18 protein-coding genes are annotated in these 26,662 nt (G+C 44.5%); 5 read left to right on the top strand and 13 right to left on the bottom strand.

The annotated features are described in order from the left end of the window. Positions 1 to 25: 25 nt before the first annotated feature. The 3 genes from MKY85_RS15355 to MKY85_RS15345 form a co-directional block, all read right to left on the bottom strand. Positions 26 to 637: a sulfurtransferase TusA family protein gene (locus tag MKY85_RS15355; RefSeq protein ID WP_342569956.1), complete on the bottom strand. Its 612-nt coding sequence runs from the start codon at positions 635 to 637 to the stop codon at positions 26 to 28. 252 nt (positions 638 to 889) lie between these two features. Then, positions 890 to 1,747, bottom strand: a complete 858-nt coding sequence (locus MKY85_RS15350; RefSeq protein ID WP_342569955.1) for a DegV family protein — start codon at positions 1,745 to 1,747, stop codon at positions 890 to 892. A gap of 146 nt (positions 1,748 to 1,893) precedes the next feature. Further along, the gene (locus tag MKY85_RS15345; RefSeq protein WP_342569954.1) at positions 1,894 to 2,808 is read right to left on the bottom strand and encodes a LysR family transcriptional regulator; all 915 of its coding nucleotides are present in this window, start codon (positions 2,806 to 2,808) and stop codon (positions 1,894 to 1,896) included. A 102-nt stretch (positions 2,809 to 2,910) separates the two neighbouring features. Between MKY85_RS15345 and MKY85_RS15340 the strand changes: the two genes are divergently transcribed. Together MKY85_RS15340 and MKY85_RS15335 are read left to right on the top strand one after the other, a co-directional pair. Then, the gene (locus MKY85_RS15340) at positions 2,911 to 3,792 is read left to right on the top strand and encodes an alpha/beta hydrolase (protein ID WP_342569953.1); all 882 of its coding nucleotides are present in this window, start codon (positions 2,911 to 2,913) and stop codon (positions 3,790 to 3,792) included. Between the two features lie 129 nt (positions 3,793 to 3,921). Further along, on the top strand, positions 3,922 to 4,332 hold the full coding sequence (locus tag MKY85_RS15335) for a collagen-like protein (protein WP_342569952.1): 411 nt from the start codon (positions 3,922 to 3,924) through the stop codon (positions 4,330 to 4,332). Positions 4,333 to 4,399: 67 nt separating this feature from the next. Here MKY85_RS15335 and MKY85_RS15330 read toward each other — a convergent pair whose 3' ends face one another. After that, on the bottom strand, positions 4,400 to 6,139 hold the full coding sequence (locus MKY85_RS15330) for an ATP-binding cassette domain-containing protein (protein WP_339261440.1): 1,740 nt from the start codon (positions 6,137 to 6,139) through the stop codon (positions 4,400 to 4,402). A gap of 321 nt (positions 6,140 to 6,460) precedes the next feature. On the opposite strand from MKY85_RS15330, the gene MKY85_RS15325 reads away from it, so the two are divergent. From MKY85_RS15325 to MKY85_RS15315, 3 genes are all read left to right on the top strand, one after another. Beyond that, positions 6,461 to 8,230 (top strand): methyl-accepting chemotaxis protein, encoded by a 1,770-nt coding sequence (locus tag MKY85_RS15325; RefSeq protein WP_342569950.1) that lies wholly within the window; start codon positions 6,461 to 6,463, stop codon positions 8,228 to 8,230. A 138-nt stretch (positions 8,231 to 8,368) separates the two neighbouring features. Continuing rightward, positions 8,369 to 8,620 carry a (4Fe-4S)-binding protein gene (locus MKY85_RS15320; protein ID WP_339255322.1) on the top strand — a complete coding sequence of 84 codons (252 nt, stop codon included), beginning with the start codon at positions 8,369 to 8,371 and terminating at the stop codon, positions 8,618 to 8,620. Beyond that, positions 8,613 to 8,894, top strand: coding sequence for a GNAT family N-acetyltransferase (locus MKY85_RS15315; RefSeq protein ID WP_342569949.1), 282 nt, complete (start codon positions 8,613 to 8,615; stop codon positions 8,892 to 8,894). Before MKY85_RS15320 ends, MKY85_RS15315 begins: the two co-directional genes overlap by 8 nt. Before the next feature lie 142 nt (positions 8,895 to 9,036). Here MKY85_RS15315 and MKY85_RS15310 read toward each other — a convergent pair whose 3' ends face one another. From MKY85_RS15310 to MKY85_RS15270, 9 genes are all read right to left on the bottom strand, one after another. Next, the gene (locus MKY85_RS15310) at positions 9,037 to 10,704 is read right to left on the bottom strand and encodes an alpha-glucosidase (protein WP_342569948.1); all 1,668 of its coding nucleotides are present in this window, start codon (positions 10,702 to 10,704) and stop codon (positions 9,037 to 9,039) included. A gap of 59 nt (positions 10,705 to 10,763) precedes the next feature. After that, a complete protein-coding gene (locus MKY85_RS15305; RefSeq protein ID WP_342569947.1) occupies positions 10,764 to 12,392 on the bottom strand; it encodes an alpha-glucosidase in 1,629 nt (542 codons plus the stop codon). 21 nt (positions 12,393 to 12,413) lie between these two features. Beyond that, the gene (locus MKY85_RS15300) at positions 12,414 to 13,244 is read right to left on the bottom strand and encodes a carbohydrate ABC transporter permease (protein WP_339261438.1); all 831 of its coding nucleotides are present in this window, start codon (positions 13,242 to 13,244) and stop codon (positions 12,414 to 12,416) included. Positions 13,245 to 13,320: 76 nt separating this feature from the next. Next, a complete protein-coding gene (locus MKY85_RS15295; RefSeq protein ID WP_342569946.1) occupies positions 13,321 to 14,235 on the bottom strand; it encodes an ABC transporter permease subunit in 915 nt (304 codons plus the stop codon). 61 nt (positions 14,236 to 14,296) lie between these two features. Then, positions 14,297 to 16,033: an extracellular solute-binding protein gene (locus MKY85_RS15290; RefSeq protein ID WP_339233616.1), complete on the bottom strand. Its 1,737-nt coding sequence runs from the start codon at positions 16,031 to 16,033 to the stop codon at positions 14,297 to 14,299. A gap of 252 nt (positions 16,034 to 16,285) precedes the next feature. Next, positions 16,286 to 17,692, bottom strand: a complete 1,407-nt coding sequence (locus tag MKY85_RS15285; RefSeq protein ID WP_342569944.1) for a response regulator — start codon at positions 17,690 to 17,692, stop codon at positions 16,286 to 16,288. Continuing rightward, positions 17,689 to 19,401, bottom strand: a complete 1,713-nt coding sequence (locus tag MKY85_RS15280) for a histidine kinase (protein WP_339233611.1) — start codon at positions 19,399 to 19,401, stop codon at positions 17,689 to 17,691. Before MKY85_RS15280 ends, MKY85_RS15285 begins: the two co-directional genes overlap by 4 nt. 179 nt (positions 19,402 to 19,580) lie before the next feature. Next, a complete protein-coding gene (locus MKY85_RS15275) occupies positions 19,581 to 20,078 on the bottom strand; it encodes an SMI1/KNR4 family protein (RefSeq protein WP_342569940.1) in 498 nt (165 codons plus the stop codon). A 156-nt stretch (positions 20,079 to 20,234) separates the two neighbouring features. Continuing rightward, complete coding sequence (locus MKY85_RS15270) at positions 20,235 to 26,621, bottom strand: GDSL-type esterase/lipase family protein (protein WP_342569938.1); 6,387 nt, start codon at positions 26,619 to 26,621, stop codon at positions 20,235 to 20,237. Between the last annotated feature and the right edge of the window lie 41 nt (positions 26,622 to 26,662).

The following is a 26,662-nucleotide window of genomic DNA, read 5'->3' as shown; positions in this document are numbered from 1 at the left end:
TTACCTCCGATTTTTTAATTGTTATTTATTTTTCTGTTGGCCCTGTCCAGCCAGTCATGCCTGGCTCTACATTATTTACTTTTTTGAATCCTTTTTCGGTAAGAAATTGACAAGCCAGATCACTACGGTTGCCGGTTCGGCATACAACATAAATATCATCTTCCTGATTAAGCTCCTGGATTCGGTTCTCGAGTTCACCAAGCGGAATAGAAATGGCTCCCGCAATTCGATTAAATGCATATTCAGCAGGTTCACGTACGTCCAGTACAGTCACCTTCTCATGATCTGCAAGTTTGATCTGTAATTCATCAGTTGAAATGACATATGGATGTTTCTTCTCTTCTTTGGTTTCGGTCGCACTCGCTTTGCGAACATAATGTTTAAGAACGTCATTATCCTCTAATGTTCCCAGATAATGATGACCTGTATTTTTGGCCCAGCCTTGGATGTCAATGAGAGAACCCTTATCTGTAGCTTGTATTTCAATAACTTGACCAGCATCAAGTTGATCGATAGCCTTTTTCGTTCTTACGATCGGCATAGGACACGCAAGCCCCTTGCAATCAATGGTTTGATCTACTTTAATTTCGGACACTGTAACAACCTCCTCCAATATGATTATGAATAAGACAAGCATTAGAACAGAGCAACGAATGATATGTTTTTCTTCAGAAATGGCTCTGCACTCCGTTATAAACAGGAGATTAACTATAATACGTATACCCCTATGGGTATAATACAAAGATCATTTGTTTTTGTCAACACTTCACTAGATAGGAGATATCACTTAAATTCTGGAATAAAGGTTCTGAATATAAAAAAAACCAACCACTTAGGTGGTTGGCTAATCTCTACTCCGATATTCTGAAAAAAGCTGTCACATTTAGTTTTACAAATCGATATAACTGACAGCAATTGAACCAGGACCTGTGTGCGAGCCAATAACACACCCGCCCTCAATAAGAATAATATCTTTAAAGTGATTCGTTTGCATCAGAGATGCATACAGTTTATCCGTCATTTTCTCTGCAAAGGTTTGAGCGATAATAAGTACGTTTGGACAAATCTCATCTTTACGGCTAACAATTTTTTGTACAACTCCGTCCAGAGCCTTTTCCATTTTCCCGCGATACTTCCGAATAGAGCGCACTTCTCCCTGAATAATATTCAGCACAGGACGGACTTTAAGGACATTCCCGATCAAATGCTGTAAACTGCTCACTCGTCCACCCTTATACAGATAATCCAGACGGTCCACGAATACCTCAATATTAACCTTCTCTCGTACATTCTCAATATCCTTGATCACTTGTTCAAGCGAACAACCCTCTTCAAGTGCCCTTGCCGCACGTACCACCAGCATGGCATAGCTTGCAGACAGATGCATGGAATCCACGATATGAACCTGCCCATGCGGTAGCTCGGATGCTGCAATATGTGCATTCTGGTTAGTGGAAGACACCTTGGATGACATGCTGATATATAAGATTTGTTTGCCTTCTTTGAGTGATTTTTCAAAATAATGAATGAAATCGGCTGGAGATGGCGCAGCTGTTTTGGGAATGATGCCCTCTTCATCTGAGCGACGATACAATTCTCCAGTCATGATATCTATATTATCTTTGTAGGATTGAGCGCCCATAACGACATATAAAGGTACAACGCTGATATCGTACTGGTCGAGCAGTTCCTTTGATAAATCTGAAGTGCTATCCACCATTAATTTAATGTTCGAAGGCATTTTCATAGCTGCATCCGTCCAATCTCTTCGTATTTTGTGAAAATATAAAAACTTAAATTATCATTTGATATAAAAGTATATCACTTTATGGTGTGAGTCAACTTTCCTGTGAGAAGCACAGAAAAGTTGATGCCGATATCTCCGTATGTCCTTCAATTCATCTGGGGACTAATATGATTAACCAGATCCGTAAGTCTGGCTGTAAATTCTTCAACCATTATAGGGATAGGCTCATTCACTTTTGTAATTCTACCCAGTATGGGTTTGTTATCGGAGCTGAGCTGTTGGATTGGAACCGTGACCAATTGTTCCTTATAGGTGGAGGCCAAAGCATTAACGATAAAATCGGGAGCAATTGTAATCGCATTGCCCTTAACGACCATCTGACCCAACGCATCCGTGTTATTCGTAATTAAAGATATACGATTGCCAGCACTTGCAGACATAAGATCATGGGCAATATTTTCGATATGTTCATCTTTATATAGAACAAATACTTCGTTCTCCAAGATTTCTGGAGATATCATTTTGAAATAACGCAGTGGTGAACTGGTATTCATAATGATTACTGCACTGCCCTCTACGATCGGGACCCATTCAAACGTAGAATTTTGTTGACTTTTACTGTAAGATAATAAACCCATGTTTGCATAACCTTCCTGTACTTGCTTCATGACGGTCTGAGTATCTCCTTCAATCATCTGCACCTTAAGCGCGGGATAACTTTGCATTAGCTCCAACGTTGCCTGAACGACTTGCGGAACAAAACCGGGAATGGTTGCAATCGTAATGCTCTCCATATGATCTTCCTTTAACATGAGCAATTCATGCTGCATACTGTCTATATTTTTTAGAATAGCTGCTGCATGTTTCAGGATCAACTCCCCTTCTGTTGTCGGAGAAACGCCCTTTTTGGTGCGGTGAAAAATGATGGTATCCATCTCTTCTTCAAGCTGTTTGATGGATTGGCTGATTGTTGGCACGGTTAGATGATGTACACTTGCTGCCTTGGTAAATGAACCGAATTGTGCAGCAGATATTAGATATTGAAGCTGGGAAATATTCATCTCATTCTTCCTATCCTTAATTAATTGTTTAGGATACTAAAATATTATTAAATATATTTTATGCTTATAATCAAGTATGATTTGTCTAAGGAGGTCGATAGTATGCGTAGTATTCGAAGTTTTCTTGTAGAATTGTTGCTCAAAATGACGAAAAGAAAAATGAATGTACATGAATTTATGGAAGAACGTAGAAAGAGTAATAGCGTCCCCTATGAAGTCCCTGTGAAGCTTAAACACAAATACAATATTACCAAGGATCAGAGCCTCCCCGTAGATACTTATATTATGAAATCCAACACTCAATCTGATGAACGGGTTGTTCTATATTTGCCTGGCGGAGGATACGTTGAGCAGCCACTGACATGGCACTGGCATTTCCTGAATCAATTGACGGAGCAATTAAATTGTACGGTGTATGCATCAGTGTATCCAAAAGCGCCAAACTATCAGTGTAGGGATGCAATTGCATGTGTGTTGAACATCTATCAGCATATCTTGAAAATAACCAAACCGCAAAATATCACCATCATGGGTGATTCTGCGGGCGGTGGCCTTACGCTGGCCTTTGCGCAATATTTGGCAGAACAAGGGTTACCTCAGCCAAAGGATATCATTCTGTTATCTCCATGGCTTGACATTACATTGAGCAGTCCCGAGGTCATTGCAATGATTGATGAGGAGCCAATGCTAAACTGGGACATGCTTGTTGAAGCTGGAAAATTATATGCAGGTGAACTGCCACTCTCTCACTACCTGGTCAGCCCGCTTCATGGCGAGATCAAAGACCTGGGTAAAATCTCCCTGTTTATCGGGACCCATGAATTATTCCTTCCGGATGCACGTAAATTTAAAGAAAAAGCGGCCCGGCAATCTGTAGATATCAATTATATCGAGTATCTAAAAATGAATCACGTATTCCCGGTATTCCCCATCCCTGAAGCCAAAAAGGCGCTAAAACAAATTATAGATATTATTAAAAGTTAGAACTGCTGGAATAGCATTTCGGCTGTGATCGTTTCATTATAATTAGCGGCCTTCTATAGGCTCCCACCCATTCCCCTGCTCAATGGCCTACATACAATACATTAGACTAATGAACAGGAGTGATGTGATATGACATTTTTACCTCCTTTTGGACCTGGCGGAGGGTTTGGTGGACCTGGGTTTCCCGGAGGACCTGGGTTTCCCGGAGGACCTGGGGGACCAGGAGGACCCGGTGGAATGCCTGGTCCGCCATCGTTCCCCGGTGGTGGAGGCGGTGGACCACAAGGCGTGCAAGCACCTACCGGGCCGCCACCATCATTCATTCCACAGCAACCCGCATCGTTATTTGCAGTTGATCCAAGAGCCATATCTGGCTGTCTGTTTCGCTACACATATATTTGGCCGGATCGTGGTCCCGGCTTCTGGATGTACCCGGTATTTGTAGGTAGAAATTCGGTGGCTGGGTTCCGCTGGAATGGCTTCTTCTGGTTATACACCGGCATTGATCTGCAGCGAATCAGCTCGTTTAGCTGTTTCTAGAAGAAATCCCCCTGTATACGGATTAATCCGCATACAGGGGGATTTAATTTATGAACTAATTAGCTGTCTAAAGCAACTTAATCAGCTTTTCCAGCTCATCTACCAGACTTTTTGCAAGTTCAAAATTAGTATCTTTCAGAGCCATTTCGATTTTCAGTTCAACAGACTTTTTCTTTTGTTCCGTTTCAAGATAGTCTTCATTAAAATGACTCGTATATATCATCTCTCTAAATTCTTGAATACTCATTTTAGTAATCGTCTTGTCCTCGATAATCAAAACATAATCCATACCATTTACAACCGAATAGAAATCGTGAGAAATCATTAGAATCGCACCTTTGTAGTCCTCAATAGCTTTCTCCAATGCGATTTGGCTATAGATGTCCAAATGGCTTGTCGGTTCGTCAAGAAGCAATACGCTCGCTTGACTGGCAGCAACTTTAGCCAATTGGAGCATGTTTTTTTCTCCACCAGATAAAGACTCTATCTTCTGATCAAGGATTTCTCCTTCGATGCCATAGTGCACAAGATGCGATCTAATCTCATCATACGTTTGAAAACCGGCATCAATAAAGTCATTTAGTATGGTATTCGAATCCTTAAGCATTTCACCTTGAAACTGAGATAAATAAGCCACTGTAGCATCAGCATTTATTTCAATGGAATCCTGATTGTTTTGGAAGATTTCACGGAGTAAGGTCGTTTTTCCGGTACCGTTTGGACCGATCAGGGCTACTTTATCTGTCGATTTGATCTCAAAGTTCACATGGTCCAAAAGCAACTCGTCAAAGGAAACGCTATAGTTATTGACGTTAACCACAACGGTGTCTTCTATTTCCTTTTCGATGCCAAAACGGATATTCGGCTGCTTGATATCGACAAAGGGCTCTTTAATTCGACGTGCTTCCAAGCGCTCTTGAAACCTGACTCTGGCTTTTAACGCTCTGCCTCTTGAGGCTTCCGAATTATAAGTGGCGATCTCTCTAAGATTGTCAATGATGTGATCGTATCTCTCAATTTCTTCAGCTTCAGCAACTGCAATTTCTTGTAACTCGATCTTCGTCTGAAGCAGCGAGAAGTTATAGTCGATGTATCGCCCATCAAACTCTTGGATCTCCGTGTTTTCAAGGTGTATTATTTTATTGAAACAATGATTTAATAGATAGCGATTGTGCGTAACAACGAGCAGCATACCTTTGTGGGTATTAATCAATTTTTTAAGTGCGTTCAGGTTTTCAAAGTCTAAAAATACATCGGGTTCGTCCATGATCATTAAGTCTGGACGATTCAGCATTTCCTTCATTACTTGAATAAGTTTGAATTCCCCGCCGCTTAATTCGGATACATCAAGGTCTTTTAGCTTCATGAGGTTAGCCAGATTTAGCTGTTTATTAATGGTGTTTTCGAAATTATCCCCGTCCATGGCCTGGAAGGCATCCAAAGCCAATTGAACTTTATCCATCAGCGAATCCATATCCGATGTAGTTGCCATTTCCGCATAAAGGGCTGTGATTTCATCTTGTATCTTGATGAATTCTTCTCCGATATATTCAAAAACAGTCATTTCTTTCGTGTTATCGACTTGCGAGAACTGACTCACATACCCGATTTTGCAATCGGGGTCTATCTCTAACTTGCCATCGAACAAATATCTTTCCGGATCCATCAATATATCGATCAGTGTACTTTTCCCACTGCCACTTGTTCCTATGAAAGCACAATGTTGTGCCTCTTCAAGCGTAAATGAAATGTCTTGATATAGTTCCTTTTGCGGGAACGAGAAGGATAGGTTATCAACTTTTATCATCATGTTACCTTTCTTTATACCTAAATTGGTGATCATCATTAAATAATTTGTCGAACACAGACTTTTAGAGTAACACTGTTTACCATCAAGCACAATCCATTTGTAGCCCTTCCTCTCACTCCCAGATTCGAATACTTTCTATATGTTCACCTCAATTGAATAAAACTTAACATGAATATGGCTCCCGTTTTCTCACCTGTAACCTATATGTATATACAAATTTAGATTTAGTCTTCATTTCCCTCTTCAATGTTACGATAAATAGTATGGGGTTATACAAATAAACCATATTGCTTTATTACATCCAAGGGGGAGCAGAACGTGAGACAGACTCGCAAAAAAAAGATGGATTTAAGGTTCAAGCTGTATTTAATCATTCTGGTTCCACTACTGACCATGGGCGGTCTAATCATGTGGACCACGATCGATTCCAGTAAAAATGCTTCACTAATGACCATGCAGCATAACAATCAACAGTTGGCAGTGAATACTGCCTCTCAACTAGGCAAGGAATCTGAATTACTCAAGACATTATCCTCTACTGCTTCAGAGGAGAGCAGCGAATACAAAAGTCTTAGAGACGAACTTGTTAAAGTTAGGCTTCAATCGGGAGCCTTATATGTTTATATGTATGAAAAAACGTCGGACGGATGGATCTACACTGTGGATGGAGCGGATTGGGACGATACGGAATATAGCCCATACGGGACTGCCATGGAATTCAACCCCCAGATTCAGGAACGTTTAGTAAGCGGTGAAGTCGTGACAACAGGTATTGTAGACGATCCAACCTGGGGACAGCTACTGTCCTCTTTTACACCAATCAAGGATTCACAAGGTGCGATTATTGGCTATTTGGGAATCGATATATCTGCTGGGGCGGTGAATCAAGTCTCCTCGATCTCCGTGAATAATGCCTATCGAACCATTATACCGATTTTCGCGGTTGTATTGATTCTATCGCTGGTCATGATGTTATTGGTGGTAAGAGGTATCCTCAGACAAGTACGGGATATTAAGTCAAGTCTGGAACAGGTTGCGGATGGGAATCTCAAAGTAGTATCCACACATATGACCAACGATCAGCTCGGTGACATCAGTGATCTGATTAACGTCATGGTTGCCCAATTGACAAACATCCTGATGGGAATACAACAAGGTTCGAATACGCTGCAGAAGTCCTCGGCCAATATTGCGGAAACGGCTCAGACGAATCAGCGTCAGACTGAAGAACTCTCCAGAGCAATCGAGGAAATTGCTATAGGCTCCATGAAACAGGCAGAAGAAACCGAACATTCCGTCCAGCATTCGGAGAATCTCGGCAAAATTATGGATGAAGTAGGTTCTTACGTGCAACAGTTTACTCATACTTCAGAGCAGCTGTCTGCCGTACAAGTACAAGTTACACGTGAACATGAGGTTCTGCTTGAGAAAGGCCGGGAGAATGCCAAGCGGGTTGAGCATCAGCAGGAAATTTCCAGGTCCCTAACCACTCAATCGGAACTCGCATCCTCCATTAGTGGACAAATCCACAACATCCTGAAACAAACCCAGATCCTATCGCTAAATGCTTCAATCGAGGCAGCTCGTGCTGGTGAGGCAGGTAAAGGTTTTGCGGTCGTTGCTGGTGAAATGGGAATGCTTGCTCAACAGTCCGAACGTTCCATCCAGGAGATTGATGTGATTCTGAGTTCATTTGTCCAAGAAACCCACCGGATGGGCAGTCATTTTGAAGCGAACATGGTGGCGGTCAAGGAACAGGAAGCACAGATCGCGGATTGCCTTCAGGCGTTCCGACAGGTTAGCCAATTATCGACTGAAGTGCATGAGCTTGCTCAGCGTTTGGAAAACCGGACGATGGATATGCATTCCATTCGACAGGAGGTGGAACAGCACCTGAGCTATATCGCGTCTGCAACCGAGGAAACTTCAGCCATGGCTGAAGAAGTCACGGCCAGTGCTGTGGAGCAGCAGCGATCCGCGAGTGAACTGTCGGACATCTCCGGGCAGCTCGCTGGCCTTGCTGGCAACCTCAAATCCTATTCCGATCAATTTCAGATTGAGGTCACTAAATCAAATCCCCCAACGTAATAGGAGTTTTCACGTTGACTAATTAAGGATTCCTCATTTATAATTCGGACATCGAAAGCTAGGCAGAATACTGCTTGCCAGGTAAGACTGAACTATAGATATGTAAACAAAACTCAACCGTGAAAGATGTGAGTAATTATGAGTAAACAAAAGGTATACTACGGTAAGGATATCGAGGTTATGTTTAATTCGGATGTCTGCATTCATTCCGGTATTTGCGTAAAGGGCCTCCCTGCTGTGTTTGATTTGAGCAAGCGTCCTTGGGTTGATCCTGATGGTGAGACTTCGGAGGCCATTGCCCGTCATATCGACACATGTCCAAGCGGAGCATTGACGTACAAGCTTCTGAACGATGAAGACTCAACAAAGAAAGAGGATGAACATGCATAATGTAGAACATGAAGTTGCCAACAAGAGATTTCTTATTCATGATAACGGCGACATTGCTGCGGTAATGACGTATGTAATTTCAAGTCCAGAACTATACATTATTGATCACACATTGGTTGAAAATGCATTTCGGGGACAAGGGCTTGGGGATGAACTTATCAAAGCTATGGTTGAATATGCGCGGGAAAACGATATTAAGATTTTACCTTTATGCCCTTTTGCCAAGGGACGTTTCGAACGTATCTCCGAATATGCGGATGTTCTCCATCAATAAAACTAACTTTCTCCGCTGAATTTCATGTGGCTAACCAATGTAATGGTTAATTATTGGCGAATTCCGATACTCCCGCCACACAACAATTAAAAAGCGTCTATATCATTCAGAACATGATATAGACGCTTTTTACGTTTCCTGCTTATACGTTATCGCTTAAACCAACGATTGTTTCGAACGGTCGCAACACCACTGGCAGCATGCCACTCTCATAGTTGGTAAGCCAGATCTCCGAGAAGTTGAGGCCAAGCTCATCTTCCTCAAGCTCCACGATATGTTCGGTTAGATTGATGACAACCAGCACCTGTTGGTCTGCCAGTGTACGTGTATATGCATATACACTCGGATGATCCGGCATAAGAAGTTCATAGATACCGTAAGTCAACGTATCGTGTTTTCTTCGCAGCTGAATCATTCGTTTATAAAAGTGAAGGATGGAACGTGGTTCCTGAAGTTGTTTCTCTACATTAATATTGACGTAGTTGTTATTCACTTTTAACCATGGCGTACCGGCGGTAAACCCGGCCTCTTTGGACGAAGACCACTGCATCGGCGTTCTGGAATTATCACGACTTGAAGCCCAGATGATGTTCATGATCTCTTCATGAGACATCCCCTCTTCACTTTTAATCTGATACATATTCCGATCGGCGATGTCGTTATAATCTTCTATGGAAGGGTAAGCCACGTTGGTCATGCCAATTTCTTGCCCTTGATATATGAAAGGTGTGCCTTGCATGAAGAAGTACATAGCACCAAGCGCAGTGGCACTTTCATACCAATACGCACTGTCATTTCCCCAAGATGAAACTTTGCGGGGTTGATCATGATTTTCAATAAACAAAGCATTCCAACCGACGTTTTCCAAGGATTTCTGCCACTTGGTCAAGACGTTTTTCAATTTGGGGATATCCAGTTCTCTGTCCGTACTGTTTTTCCAAAGGTCTAGATGTTCGAATTGGAAAACCATATTAAATTTCCCTCTGACTTCACAGATCCAATCCAGCAGATCTTCCTGGTCCTCTACCTTTACTCCGTTCGCTTCCCCAACAGCCACGACGTCATATCTGGACAATGTATTCTCTTTCATTTCTTGCAGATAACTCTGGATTCCCTTCACATTCATATGTTTTTCAAAAGAAGAGATGTATTTGAAGCCTTCTTTAACAGGCATGTCCAAGAGGCCCTCTTCCTTGTGAATATGGCTAATAGCATCCACACGGAACCCATCAATCCCTTTATCGAGCCACCAATTCATCATTTCATATATGGATTTACGAACATCTTTATTAGCCCAATTCAAATCCGGTTGTTTTTTGGAGAACAGATGGAGATAGTACTGTCCGGAGACTTCATCATATTCCCAGGCAGAACCGCCAAAGATGCTCTCCCAGTTATTCGGTTCCTCTCCGTTCTTCCCATCTCTCCAGATGTACCAGTCTCGTTTGGGGTTATCCAGCGAAGCTCTGGATTCAATAAACCACGGGTGTTCGTCACTTGTATGATTAATCACCAAGTCCATAATAAGTTTCATGCCACGGTGATGCACTTCATGCAGTAATTGGTCAAAGTCTGCCATCGTGCCGAATTCATCCATAATGGAACAATAATCACTGATATCATAACCATTATCATCGTTGGGTGACTTATACATTGGGCAGATCCAGATCAGATCAATACCGAGATCTTGGATATAATCCAGCTTGGATATGATCCCCTGAATATCACCAACACCATCTCCGTTGGAATCCATAAAACTTCTCGGATAGATTTGATAGGCTACTGCTTCTTTCCACCATACTCTTTTCATTGAATATAATCCTTCTTTCTTGAGAACTGACAATTATATAACATATTACGTAGTATGCTTTAATTATGCATAAGGTACATTCTTGCTTCATATGGGCGTAATATGCCTTCGGAGAGCTCACCTGCATAATTGGATATCAAAAGCTGATTGGACTTTGTTAAATGCTCCTGAAGCGAAAGTTCGGTTGTATCGCCCTCGAAATTGCACACCACCAGAATCGTAGTACCATTCAACGTGCGGGTATAGGCAAATACGTCTGGGTTTTCTGGAAAGATCAGCTCATAATCACCATATACAATGACTTCATGGTCTTTTCTAAGTTGAATCAACTTCCGGTAATAATGGAATATGGATTCGGGGTTATTCAAACTTTGCTCGGCATGGATATGCTTATAATTCGGATTTACCTTAATCCAGGGTTCCCCTCGTGTAAAACCTGCGTTATCAGAAGTATCCCACTGCATAGGTGTTCGTGCGTTATCGCGGCCCTTGGCGTAGATTGACTCCATCACGCTGCTTTCAGGATAACCTCTCCCCATTCTTTCCTTATAAAAGTTCAGCAATTCAATATCTCGATAATCCTCAATTGCATATTGCACATTCGTCATACCCAATTCTTCACCCTGATAAATATAAGGCGTGCCTTGCATGCCATGAAGAAGGGTAGCCAACATTTTAGCCGATTCGATCCTGAATTCGCCATCGTTCCCCCAACGAGAGACAATTCGGGGCAGATCGTGGTTGTTCCAGAACAAACTGTTCCAGGCTTCGCCTCCCAGCTCCGTCTGCCATTTGGACAGCACTTTTTTCAATTCCAACACATCCAAAGGTTTAAGAGCCCACTTTCCTTTGCCTTCTTGTTCATCCAGACTGATGTGTTCAAATTGGAATACCATTGAAAACTCGCTGCCGTCCGGGTTGCTGTACAGTTTGGCGATTTCCGGAGTGGCGCCCCATGTCTCACCTACGGTCAGAAGGTCTTCCGCGTTTTGGAACGTCTCCTTGCTTAGTTCCCTGATATATTTATGCAGATTCGGTCCGTTGCCCGTAATCTTTGCATCCGGTTCTTTGCCAATTAAGTCGATAACGTCAAGTCGGAAACCACCAACACCCTTGTCGATCCACCAATTGATCATGTTGTATATCTCCTGCCGGACTTTCGGGTTTTCCCAGTTGAGATCTGGCTGTTTGACGGAAAATAGATGTAAATAATATTGCCCGATCTCAGGCACCCATTCCCAAGCTGAACCACCGAAGGTTGACCCCAAGTCGTTCGGAGGGGTTCCTTCAACACCATCTCTCCAGACGTAATAGTCATGGTACGGATTGTCTTTGCCTTTTTTGGCTTCTTGGAACCAGGGGTGTTCATCCGATGTATGGTTCAACACCAGATCCATGATGATCCGAATATCTCGTTTCTTCGCTTCAAGAATTAACGTTTCCATATCTTCCAAAGACCCAAACATCGGATCAATATCCTGATAATCTGAAATATCATAACCGTAATCATCCTGAGGGGACTTGCACACAGGTGATAACCAGATCGCACCAATGCCGAGTTCCTGCAAATAATCCAATCGGGATACAATGCCCTTCAAGTCGCCGATGCCATCTCCGTTACTATCTTGAAAACTCCGTGGATATATTTGATACACAACGGTTTCTTTCCACCATTTTTTATTTTCCATGTTCATTGAACCTCCTTAACGTTATTCTTTGACCGATCCGACGACAATACCAGTCACAAAGTACTTTTGCAGTAACGGATAAATCAGCAACAGCGGGATAACAGCAACTACGATTTTGGCTGCGTTCAGGTTTTTGTTCGAAATTTCAGTCAGGTTGCTGAGCTCACTGGAATTCGTACCGGCTTGAAGCAAATCGGCAATATTCACGTTAAGGGATTGAATGTAGGTCATTAGCGGATAGTTGCTGACTTTGGTCATATAGATCAGACCGCTGAAGAAGTCATTCCACGTCCCCACAATACTGAACAAGGCAACTGTCGCCAGCGCTGGAATGGACACGGGAACATACACTTTGAACAAGACTTGAAGCGGATTGGCTCCATCAATGAAGGCTGCTTCTTCAAGCGCTTTAGGTACAGCAGAGAAGAAGTTCATCACGAGGATGACACTGAAAATCGGAACAGCGCCTGGCAGAACAAGTGCCCATATCGTATTTAGCATATCCAGGTTTTTGATCAACAGGTAAGTCGGAATCATACCTCCACTGAACAACATGGCAAAAATCATGATATTCATATAAATGTTTCTGCCTTTGAATTCCCGCTTCGATTTGGATAACGGATAAGCCATCAAAATAATCAGAATCATATTAAGCACAAGGGCAAGTGCGACACGTAGAACAGATATGCCAAAGGAACGCCAAAACTGAGCATCATCGATAATTTTGGTATACGCTGCTGTTGTAAAATTGACCGGAACGAGACCTACTGCATTGGCAGATACCGCCTCGCTGCTGCTGAATGATATGGCAACGATATTCCATAACGGAAGAAGGCAGATCAATGCCAGCATAATCACAATGGCATAGATGACAAACCGGCCAGTTCGTTTTTTGCAGCTTGCTGAATAGGACACAGGTTTGGCCTCCTTAGAATATTTTTCGATCCGTATATTTTTTGGCCAACTGGTTGGCAGACATCAGCAAAACAATACCGATTACGGACTTAAACAAGCCAACAGCCGTACCGAAGCTATACTGTCGCCCAACGAGACCAATTCGATAAACATAGGTGTCCAGAATATCGCCCGACTCATAGACAACCGGATTATACAGATTATAAACTTGATCGAAACCGGCGCTCAAAATGTTGGTCAGGCTCATTACGCCCATGAGCAGAATAATAGGCAGCATGCCTGGTAAGGTGATATGCCATACTTTTCTCCACCAACTGGCTCCATCCATACCTGCCGCTTCATACAGACCGGGATCAATCGACGTGATCGCAGCCAAATACACGATGGAACTGTAACCAAACTCTTTCCATACATCTGTACCGATAATCAGTGGCTGGAACCAGGTGTTGCTGCCAAGAAAATTAATATTTTCCAGGCCAAAGAACGCGAGCATTTGATTCACAATGCCATCCAAACTGAACATGTTGACAACGACCGATGCCAGTACAACCCAGGATAGAAAGTGCGGTAGATAAACGATCGTCTGCACCGATTTTTTAACGTATTTGACACGAATTTCATTTAACAACACGGAAAAAATGATGGCCATCATCGTTCCAAGCAAAATCTTGCCAATCGCTATCACCAACGTATTGCTGACGACTTGCGCGATATCCGGCAGCTTGAACATATAAGTAAAATGTTTCAGCCCTACAAATTCAGAGCCAAACATGCCTTTGGCCGGTATATAGTCCTGAAAAGCCGTAATGATGCCGACCATTGGAAAATAGCTGAATACCAGCAAAAACAAAATGCCTGGCAGCATCATCATATGGTACATGGCACCTGGGCCAAGCCGGCCTCTCGCTTTCATATTTCCCTGTTTCATGAATGAACCCCTTTCGTTGAAGAAAGGCTGCGTATCGCAGCCCCGCTACTGTTCATAGATGTTATTGTTTGGATGCGATCTCGTCCTCAATTTCCTGAATGACTTGATCACCGCCTTGTTTTTTCCAGTTATTCACGAATGTATCGAAGTAATCCAAAGGTTCTGAACCCGTTATAATTTTGATAAACGATTCCTGTTCGAGCTTCGTCAGATTGGCCCACGTCTGTTTCATGCTTGCTGTGGTTCCAGAGAAAGCAGGTGTCATCCATTCGAATTTCTTTTCCTGTGTCAGTTTGTCGATTAGTCCAACACCGTTGATCCGTGAATGATATTTGGACCAAGCAGTCACATCATCCGTATCCATGTCGCTCAAATAAGTTTTGATGCTGCCGATATTGTTTTTCGATTCGGTTGTTCGAACCTCATCCAAACCAATCTCACCTTTGATCCCACGAACAACGTCAGAGTAATCATCCAGCAGCGATGTAGCCGAGTTGACTTCGATATTAAAAGGTCTCGTAGATCCGTCTACCCCGGTCTCCTGGTACTTGGCAGCTTCCGGCATGGTTGTAGCGGCATCTTTATCATTGGCCAGTTTATCGTAGAACAGGTTAAGAATCTTAACGGCCAGTTCAGGGTGTTCATATCCCTTTCTCACCACGATAAACTGATTGGATGGATTGGCATGCGCCACGTTAACTTTGCCACTTGCGTCCTCCAGCGTATAAGCCGAGAATTTCGCATTTTTATCCATCTGTTTGGCACTGATCAGTCCCCAGTCAGGGATATGCCACGGTCCAAAAGCAATACCGCTTTGGCCATTGGCGTAGAGTGCGGTAATATCGTCAAACGTGCGGGTTCCAAATTGCGGGTCAATGATCCCATTCTTGAACCAATCCGCCATGATACCGAGCATCTTCTTCGTTGCTTCTGTCGTGGAACCATACACGATTTTGCCGTCTTCACCATTCATCCAATATTGCGGGAAGGCTCCTTCGGTTGAGGCCACACCCAGCATCGTATATGCAGAGCCATTGTAATCTGTTGTATTCATCGTGTTCACAAAGGGGATACCTACCGGGTTTCCGGATTGGCCAGGGTCTCTTTCTAGGAATTCCTGTGCCGTTTTCTCTACTTCATCGAGCGAGATGGCACCGTCTCCGTCTGCATCAAGTTGAATCCCGAGCAGATCCAACCAATCCTGACGAACCCAAACCATCGTGGGTGCAGAATCCAGAGAAGTCGCCGGAAGTCCCATTAAACGTCCGTCAATCGTCGCATTTTCTAATGCACGGCCATCATAGGAATCGTATATCTGCTTGATATTATCCGTAGCATATTGATCATATATGGTTGTCAGATCCTCAATCAGATCATTATCCACCAGCTCTTTTAATTCATCTTTGGAATCAACACGCATCATGTCTGGCAATTCCCCGGATGCGATGGCGAGCGAAACCTGACGGCTATAATCTTCGCCATTGGCTTCAAATTGATCTGAAATCTGAGCGTTAAACGTGTCTTTGACCAGCCGAGTATACGCGTTATTCTCATAGGTATCACCACTCGGCAGTTTCGGATTGGCTGTGGTTACTCGTCCCATGGTGACGGTAATTTCGTCTTTATAGGCACTGAACGGATCTCCAGGCGTTACCTCATATTTGCCTGCTTCTTCTGCAGTAGGAGGAGTGGAAGAGTCTCCACATGCCGCCAGGGCAGCAACCATTAAGGCAGACATGGACAGCACGGCCAGACGTTTTGTCAACCGATTGCTTTTCATGGACCATTTTGTTCTCATCTAGTTCGATTCCCCTTTTTCTGATGTTTAATATTTGTGTTTGCGCTTTCATTATAAAATGGAGTGAAGCCCTATCGTGATAGGGATTACACGTCCGTTTGGATAGAGATATGATTACAATTTTTCAGTCCGCATTATGAAGTATGGTTAACTTGTGAGCATTTACCCTACTTACGGATCTACATTCGTCTAACCACCCTGACTTTTAATCAAAAACAAAAGCCGGCAGCTCCTAAAACAGGAGGCTGTCGGCTATTTATTTCCTCTACCCAGCTGCCGATATTCGCTCGGCAGCAGACCTGTCAGTTCGCGGAAAATGCGGCTGAAATACTTTTCATCCGTATACCCCACTCGCTCCGCAATCCAGAAAATCGTATTATTTGTATTGAGCAAATACTCTTTGGACTTCTCTACCCGGATATATCGGGAGTACTCATTAAAGGTTCTACCCATCAGATCTTTGAAACATTGACTGAAATAACTTCGGCTGATGTTGAGTTGTTGCGACAGACCTGAAGCTGTATAGGCGTGTTCCATATCATTTTGTACGATCCTCACTGCTTTCTTAACGGCATCGATGATTTCCTGCGAATAGGAAGTCTGGGCATCTGCTTTTTGAATGCTTGCAGCTGTCTGCTTGATCCATGCTTCAACCTCGTACCAGGACTCAAAAGAATGAATCATGGCGATTCTTCCAAGCGTAGTTTGGGCAAAAAGGTGGTTCCATTCCATAACGATCGAGTACAGCAATCCCATCAACTGACCTTTATGTAATCGTAATGATATAAACTGGTCAATGAGTTGGTTGTAGTAACTGTCGCTGTGGGTCCATGGTGTCTGGAACCAACTTTGCTTAATTCGATCGATATCTTCATCCTGCGGTTCTTTTAAACTTGTGTTGTCCTCATTCATCGAAACGGTAATGACTTGGTTATTGGGGTTGTACGCATAGAAAAATGACGTATCTGTATAATTCATAATCCAGTTTTTGATCTGTGACCATGTGCGCTCTTGTACATCAGACAAAACCAACAACGTACTATGGGCATCTTGATGCAACAATTCTTTCAATTGATGAAAGAGTTGATCCTCTTCCGATGGACGAACAGCCCACATGCAGCTATTACGCTCAACCTCCCACCTAATCTCATCTTCATGTGCAGTTATCTCCATTGGCCACTTAGGCTCTGATTTGCGATCCTGTGAAACCAGTGCATACACATGTTGATAATGGACGTTGATTTCATTCTGCGAAGGCATCTTTCTGATCGTGTTCGTCAACCCGTTGATTCGGGTATGTATCCGTTGCAAAACATGCTCGAATTGTTCTTTCTCCAGCTGGACTTTGGCTATATAGTCAATGGCTCCGAGTCTAAGTGCTTCCTGGATATAATCGAAATCCTGATGCAGGGTTAACACAACGATATGAAGTTCCGGATAGAGCTGCCTCGCAGCTCGCATCAGTTCAATCCCTGACATAACGGGCATCGCAAGATCCGTCAGCATCAGATCGACCGGTTGGGTTTTCAGGAAATCCAGTGCTTTCGCCCCGTTACTTGCCTCTCCTACAACCTCCATGTTGAACTCGTTCCATGGCATCGCAGAGCTAATGCCTTTGCGTACCAACTTATCATCATCTACAATTAATACCTTAATCATGCCGAGATATCTTCTCCTTTAATAGGCAGTACGAGCAGGATGCTTGTCCCTGTCCCCAATTCACTCTCGATCACCAGTTGTGCTTGGTCCCCGTACTGTGCCTTCAACATGCGGTGAACGTAATTGAGCCCGATGCCCATCCCTACTTTTTGTTGTTCAGCTACACGATTGTTTAGCAGATTATGAATGGTTTCTTCGGTCATGCCTGCACCATTATCTTGTATCATAATGTTCAGCGTTGCAGTGCATGTAACTTCAATCTGAATAAAACCTTCGTCACTCAATCCATGATATAACGAATTTTCAACCAGCGGTTGCAGAATAAAGCGGGGCACAGGAATTTGAAGCACTTGTTCATCTGCAGTAATGCGGACGTCAAATTCAAAGTCATAGCGAATTTGCTGCAAAATCAGATATTGTCTTAACGCATCAATCTCCTCTTCCATCGTAGATACTTGCCCTAATTTGCCCAAATTGTAATAAAGCAGCTTGTTCAATGATTGCACCAGCTTGTCGATCTCCCCTTGACCATTCATGACGGCCAACCAGTGCACTGTATCCAGTGTATTCATCAGAAAGTGCGGGTTGATCTGATAGAGCAGTTTTTCCACTTCCAGGTCTGCACGAATCTTCTCTTTCTGCTGAACTTCCTTGAAGAGGTCACCAATCTGATGCTGCATATTCGAAAATTCACCGAGCAGAAAATCAAATTCGGGAATCTGAGTACGAGCTCGGCTCCCGGTCGTTTGAGGATTCTTGGACATCCCATCGATTTCCGAATGGAACAGCCCGAGTGGTTTGTATACCATCTTCCACAGGAGCCAAGCGAGAAACACGGTAAAGCCGAGGAAAAATAAAGCGACCAGCAAAATTTGAAGCAACCACTGGTTTTTCTCCTGTTGATATTGAGCCTGCGAAATGACCGATACGACACTCCATTTCTGTGAGGAATCCTCCTTGAACCAGTGATACCCTCGGGATATTCCGTCCTTCGCAGGATCGGCTGTTAAGCTGGAGAAATTCTCGCCGACCTTCATGGCCTCCGGTATCTCACTGTACACAATGTTTCCTGTACCATCCAGGATGAGGTGAGATAATGCGCCGTTGTATTGATTGTAACCCAAGATATCCTGTGTAAGCCGAAAGCCGGACTCCACGTAAATGTACACATCGTCCCTCTTGGAGAGTTGTACTTTTCGCATAGCGGACAGAACGAGTTGGTCATCGAATCGGTTCATACTGATATGAGGGCCATAGTATTTAATGCCATAGGTTTGAAAGAGCACAGGTAAAGAGTCAAAAGATAAACGATCCTTGATTGGAAAGTTGCTAAACTGCGTTGTACCTTCTTTATCAAAGTAATATAGTGTCAGTCCGATGTTGGGATTGGTAAATGTGACCACACTTAACTCGCTCTTTAATTCGTCCCTGGCCTCAATCAATTGAAAGATATCAGAGGACGGATTCAAGAATTCATCCATGCTTTTGCCCAAAGTTCCCCTGTAGGACAATTGCTGGGTAACGTGATTCATATTGGTGATTGAATTGTCCAATGAGGACGTGACCTGCTGTAAATTGCTACGGATGCCATCATCAATTTTATTGGCGAAGATGGAGTCAATAGTATAATAAGAGATTGCAAATATGCTGATAAAAGGGATAAACGCACTGAGAAAGAACAGTAAAAATATTCTTTTTTTAAGAGTCATGGGAACCTATTCTCCTTCTGAAAATGAAACAGCAAGCTTCCTGTGTATGGAAGCTTGCTCCAAGTCCAATTTCCTTTCATCATTATAGATTGATATTCAAATATGTCAAACGCTTTCATAGTGGATGGTAAGATCTAAGAGATTAATAAATGAAGTTCTCTAAAAGGATCAAAATTTGCTCAATAAAGTGCTATTGATTTCGACATAATGAGTTCCATAAAATCATTCAGATGATTAGCCACTTTTTTAATTTCTTCAAATTCTGGTTCTTCTCCATATACGATGGCTCCTATTTCATTGGATAAGTCAATAGCATAGAAGGAATAAACACCGTTAACAGAAATCATGATTGGTAGATAATGATTCCACCATGTCGTTATTTCTGATCTCCATTGATCGTCCTCGTTTGCTGCTTCCAAGCTGAGCAGTTCAAATTCATTCCATTGAAAATCAGCATCTGAGCTATTTTTGTATTCACTCTCACAAAGGAACCATGTCTTTTCATCAGGAGTAATGCATCGTTCCATAACACGTAAAAAATCTAAATATTCTTCAGGAATAACTTTGTATCTAGTTATGAAACTAACATCTAAATCTAAATGACAATTCGATTTCTGAGTTATGATCCAACCGTTTGACTCAGCCCAACTCATAAATTCATGGATTTTGCTGCTCAAAGTGCACCTTCTTCCCTCAAAATGGACTCTCTTTACAATTTTATCGCAAAATAAGTAGAAAGTGCTACTCCTCGAATGGATGAGGAATAGCACTTTTTTTATAAACCTAACCTACTTTATTTCATTGTGGATAATGGAATGCCTCAAACCTCTCAGTTACTCGCGCACCGTCACATTTAATTTGGCTGATCTGGTTTCCCCCGAAGGATTACGAAGCACAGCTTCATACTCATAGATTCCAGGTGCCCTTTCAGAGATTGCGGTAACCGCAGACTGTGCGCCAGGTGAGTGAGATTGCAGCGATTGTGTATCAATCTTTACACCATTTTCGTAAAGTTCGTATTCGGTTGCGTTTGTTCCCCACCATAGATTCATGGTGACATTAAAGTTGCCGTCACCGTCCCAGTTGTCATGCGACAGAACGGCTTGCCCCGGAGAAGCATCCGTGACAACAACTGTCAGCGGCGTACTCATGGTTGTACCCAGTGCATTGATTAATTCCCCCGTATAGATGTAGGTGCCATTTTTCTTACCAGTAATATCAACTTGCACAGATTGGGCAGATGGGGATTGATCCACCAGGGAAATTTCCTTAATCAATTCACCATTCTCATACAGCTTGAACTGATTGCCGTTATTTCCCCACCACAGATTCATTGTGACGGTATAGTCCCCGTCTTTGAGACCCGTGTCATAACCATTATTGTCAGACAAGACCGGAGTGCCAGGGGCCCCGTTTGCGAGTGGCGTTGCCTGATGGAGCCATTCCCCCCACTTGATTAGCACACTTGCCTGCTCATCTGTAAATACGGTTCCTCTAGCTGATTGGACGTCATTACCGTAGGATGCAAGCAATTGACGCGCTTTTGCTCCTTCACGATCGTTTGCTGCCTGTTTGGCCTGCTGTAACGTGTTTGTGAGCTGATCAGCAAGAACACCGGCATTCGGATCGATCGAATCAACTGCAAAGGCGTTGGTCAGATTGATCAGGCTGTCGAATGTAGCAATAACCGCAAAACGATATTCTACCGTCTGTTCCCACCCAGCCACATCGGAGACGGTTGCCGTAACCTGATTTAGGCCGGGTTCCAGTGTATACGCCGGAGTGTCCAGAAGCACACCCTCCGGTTCAGCCACACCGGATGCCGTATCGGAAGCGGTATAGCCAATTTCCACGTGCTGATCAATGGTGTACTCGGTTTGACCATGAATTTCAATGGTTGGTGGTACGAGATCAATGGATATGGACAACAATTGTTCGCTCTCTTTGTTACCGTCAACATCGACGCTCCAGTAGGTGATCGTATGTGTACCTTCTTCAGCTAGGGTCAACTGCGTGCCACTCACCGTTTCGCCACCATTAATTTGATAATAGGTCCCTTCGATTTCGGAGTCTTCATCGGTTGCTGTAAAGGTCACTTGTACAGGAGAAGTATACCAGTCGTTCTGCGATTCCCCTTCCACAGTTGCCTTAGTATGCGGGGCTTCCTGTTCCGGTGATTCCCCTTCCAGTGTGACAAAATCAGATAAAGGGATATTTAAATCTTTGACAAGGCCTGCCACGAGTTCAGACACCTTGATTGCACCGTTCATCTGCAAATGTGTGTTGTCTTCGGTTGTACCTACCCACATGAATATCGATTTGGTTCCTTCAGTGCCAAGTTCCTGAAAATGCTCCCAACTGGCCTGATTGAGATCGATGAGGAGTGTCTCCGTTTCCTGCGCCGTCTCTTTCATCGCCTGTACGTATTCCGGGAAGCTTTTGTTCAGCACTTCTCCGGTAAAATCACGACGATTCACTGGCGTAACCAGAACCGGGATCGCCCCTCTTTGAAGAGCACCGTTAATGTATTCTTTCAGATATACCTTAAACTGCTCTGGCGTAAGATAACGCTCCGGACGTGAAGGTGTGGAATCGTTATGAGACCACTGCATGAACAGATAATCGCCTTCGTGAATGTCGAGCAGAATATCATTGAGATATCCGCCGACCAAGAAGGTCTTGCTGCTCAAACCGCCAACTGCCCGGTTATCAATGCTGACTTCATTTGCATCAAAATATCCACCCAACGTTTCGCCCCAACCTGCTTGTGGACGGTAGCTCTCCGCGTAATTGGCCACAGTTGAATCGCTCGCCAAATATATAACAGGTTTATCGCTTGCGCTGTGATCTGGCAGACGCTCCAGCTTCAGCGCATTGATCTTCGGTGCATTTCCGGTGAAGTTGAAGTTAAATACCCCATCAATCAGAGCAATATCGTACGTAATTTCTTTGAATTCGCCCTTGGCAACCGTTGTGAGCGGCAACTTGGTCATTTGCTCCACAACAACATTTGCGCTGGTTGATTCCTCTGCATCCCCGATGGTCATCGTTACCCGATAATTGGCCGGCTCCATTTCCGCCAGGAAGGAGGTGCCATTTACTCGTGTGAAATCCTCTTTGAGCGCATCCCCGGTCTCCCGGTTCTCATCTTCGGTCAGTGCAGTATCGGCAAAACCGTAACCGTTGCCTTCGATGTACGCTCTCTTGGCATCTACCTTGATGTATCCTTCGGCAGCACCGCCGGAACCAAAATCAAATCGGTATTCACTTATTTCTTCGCTCGGTTCACTTGTCAATGAATCCTTTGCCACAGTTAACATATTAAACGCATGGTCAACTTGAGCCTGAGTGGCTTCCGTATTAAATATCGCTTCCGCTGCTGTCAAAGCCCGGTTCACCACGGCCTTTGATGCATCTGTATAATCCGACAGATCCAGTGCTTTAATCTCATCGTACAGAGCGATTAATGCCGTCTGATCGCCACCATCCGAAGGAAGCTGCGTGCCTTCAATCCGCACGTTGTCGATCTGGGTAGTCCAGTTCAACGTGCCTCCACCGCCTTTTCTTGTTCCGAGGAATCGAATCGCTCTGACATTGTCGGCATATGCGATGGAACTCATAGGGATATCTTTAATTGTTTGTGTAACGGTCGGATTCGCCACATCTGTTAATGTGAGATCCAACGTTTTCTTCGCAAAATTAATGGTCGCATCCACAGTGACCCACTGGTTCTTGGAAATCTCAGTAGCCGTTCCCCCTTCGGGTATAGCTGTATCTCCTGTGCCGTAGTCCGGATTATATGCACCGATATAATAATGAATTTTGGTACTTCCGGTTTTGGTGTACAGTGTGAACAGGGCATTTTCGTTGGAATCCTGGACCGTGAGGTGACCTTCTGACGGATAGGCACTCACATTACCGGATTGCCAGTCAAAGTTTACCTTTACCTGATCGCCGTTTACGGCATCAAACAGACGGAACACCTTGGCCCGATTGCCTGATCCAGATCCTGTGACAGACAGTACCTTATTCCCGGACTGTTCAACCACCGTTCCCGCCATGGTTCCTGCAATACCCGTGGCATTGACCATCGCATACTGGTAGCCCGAAGGGTCGCCTTCAAAATCCTCCTCATAGAGCTGGGTTTCCGGCTCTGGTTCGGGTTCGGAAATATCAGGGTCAATGACCAGCGATGAGATACTCAGCCCCATGTCTTTGACCGCACCAGCAACGAGACCGGCAATTTTCTGTGCACCATAACTGCTAAAATGAGTATTATCGTTGATTCCATTCGGGTATTTTGGATATTCACCCGGATTAGCATATAGGAATACTTTTTCTGTAGCTGTATTACCAATTTTGTCGTAGTACGCAATACTTAACTTGCTAAGATCAATCAGCGGCACGTCAAGTTCCTCCGCCACTTCTTTCGCTGCCTGCACATATGCCGGGAAGCTGACATTGAATTCCTGAGTCACTGTATTGAAATCCCGGCGTCCCACCGGAGTGAGTAATACCGGGGTAGCGCCGCGCTGTTTGGCACCGTTTACATAACGAGCCAAGTAGATCTTATAGTCCTCCGGTGAGGCATACCGGTCAGGTATCCCTGCACTGGCGTCATTATGTCCAAAGGAAATGAAGAAGAAGTCCCCCGGCTTAATTCGCTGCAGGATCGTATCGAGACGACCGTCTACCATGAAGGATTTGCTGCTTCGACCACCGATCGCATCGTTCACGACGACTGCCCCATTGGAGAAATAACGTCCGAACTGCTGGCCCCATCCTTCTTGAGGAGCCTGCGCTTCACTGTAAGATTGCATGGTTGAATCACCAGCCATATAGATCGTTGTTGCCGCACCAGCCGTTTTCTCTGGGTATCTTTCGATGATGACATCCTGGATGTCTATGGCTGTACCGGTGAAGAGCAGATCAAGCTGTCCATCCACCAATGCAACATCATAGGAATACTCGAGCGGTGCTCCCGCTGTCACATTTGTTACGGCGAGCTTCTGAACGAATTCGGATTTGACCCCCACGTTGGAGTTATGCGCATCACTGCCCAATCGCAGCGTCACCTTATAGTTGGCATTTGGCAGGTCAACAGCGAATGTCGTACCTGTTACAACCGAAACCTCGTTTGTGCCTACGGTAACCCCGCTTGCATCCTTGAAGCCGTATCCCTTCTCTTGTGTATATAATGTGTCCTGTATAGCCGTACTTCCTGACGCTGTCTCTGTACCAAAATCAAAACGGTAAACCTGTTGCGGCATTTCTGCTTCGCGGGTCAGCGCCAGATCGGCTTTCGGGAATGCTGTAGCTTCTGCTCCGAGATAAAAGCCGGTGTGAGGCGGCTGATTGTAAGATACATTTTGCCATGCTACGCCAAGTCGATACACAGGGTCCTGCATCAGCGTAGGGATGCGATAATCCGAAGGAATGGTCGTTGTGTAGAGACGATATTCCGAGCTATCTTCGCTCCGCAGCAGAATTTCTTCACGCCAGTCGCCCAGAATGTCCGCCTGAAGCGCCGGATTACCTTTGGTATGATTGTTCGTTAACGTACCGGTTGCCCGGAAGATTTCATTCAGCTTTTTATTTTCGTAATCCCATTTGTAAATGAGTGGAATTCCTTTGGCGGTACTATTATCCCACTGATGGTCAAACAGCTCCCGCTGAAGATCTCCGTCCCACCAGATGGCGAAGTTGGCAGTTTTGGGCCCTTCGTCCACCGTGTAGATCGCATTTCCTGCAGCAGAATAGGTATTGGTTACAGGTACACTTTGCCCGTTGGTAACGGTCGTGGCCCATGATTCGTAGCCCGGATAGTTCGGATCGATGTCCGCCGACATCCCGCGACCGGTGTCAAAACCTGTTTTCTCACCCCAGAGGATTTCACCTGTGGAGGCATCGCGCATCTCCAGTCCGTACGCCGCATCTGAATGCTCGTGAACACTGACGACCTGATAGCCATCCCGATTCGGGTCAAGCTGACCGGCGTGCATGGCATCACCGTGTCCAAGTCCGGTGCTGTACATCAAGCTGCCGTCATCGTCTATAGCTAGGGCGCCAAACATAATCTCGTCTTTGCCGTCATGGTCAGCATCCAGTACACTCAGATTGTGGTTGCCCTGTGCTTGATATTGTGATCCTGCTTCGTTGGTGTCGAACGTCCAGCGTTTGACGAGTTCTCCACCAACATAATCATAAGCAACAAGCACAGTGCGGGTATAGTAACCCCGACTCATCACGACGCTTGGTTTCGTACCGTCCAGATAAGCAATGGCGCCAAGAAAACGGTCTACACGGTTGCCATAACCATCCCCCCAATCACTTACGTTGCCTCTTGGCGGATCATAATTCACCGTGGATACGGCTGCGCCAGTCTCACCGTCAAACAGCGTGAGATATTCCGGCCCTGACAGTATGTATCCGCCGTCATTGCGATAATCCTTCGTCCCGTCACCAATAACTGTGCCTTGGCCGTCCTTCGTGCCGTCCGCTGTCTTAACAACAACCTCGGCCTTTCCGTTGCCATCCAGGTCATACACCATTAACTGTGTGTAGTGCGCTCCGGCACGGATGTTTACGCCCAGGTCAATCCTCCACAGCTTCGTGCCATCCAGTTTGATGGCATCGATATAGACGTTGCCCGTATAACCGGCCTGCGAATTGTCCTTGGAGTTACTCGGACTCCATAAGAAGACGATTTCATATTCGCCATCCCCGTCCAAGTCAGCTACGGAAGCATCACCTGCATAATAGGAGTAGGTTCCACCGTCCTTGGTCCGTCCGTCGGCCGGTTTATCCAGCGGAATAGGCAGATAATCGTTATGCCAGACCGATACAACCTCCGGCTGCATCTGCTCCTTGCCTGAAACAACAGTGGATATCTGATATTGCGAGCTGTCGAAACCCGTGGTGTCGACATAGTTTGTCACGTCGCTTATGGGCGACGTATTCACTTTGGTTCCGTTTTTATATATATTGAAAGCGATATCATCTGGGTCGTTGTTTAAATACCTCCAGCTCAGAAAAACACCGTTGTCTACAAGAACCGCAACCAACCCCCGGTTCAGGTATTCTGCTTGGCGACCCGGCATGTTGTTTGAAGAAGACTCTGCACGCATCGGTGCTGGAGGAACAGCCAGAGAAATAACCATAAGGAGTGCTAAAAAAGATACAAACATCGATTTCTGGATGGAAACAGTTCTTCGGATCATTCGATTTACGCCTCCTTATCTAAAAATTCGTTTTTAGAATC

It is taken from the genome of Paenibacillus sp. FSL R5-0749 (assembly GCF_038595085.1).
Taxonomy (GTDB): domain Bacteria; phylum Bacillota; class Bacilli; order Paenibacillales; family Paenibacillaceae; genus Paenibacillus.
The sequence above is the reverse complement of the archived record's forward strand: the minus strand, read 5'-3'. Positions and strand labels throughout refer to the sequence as shown.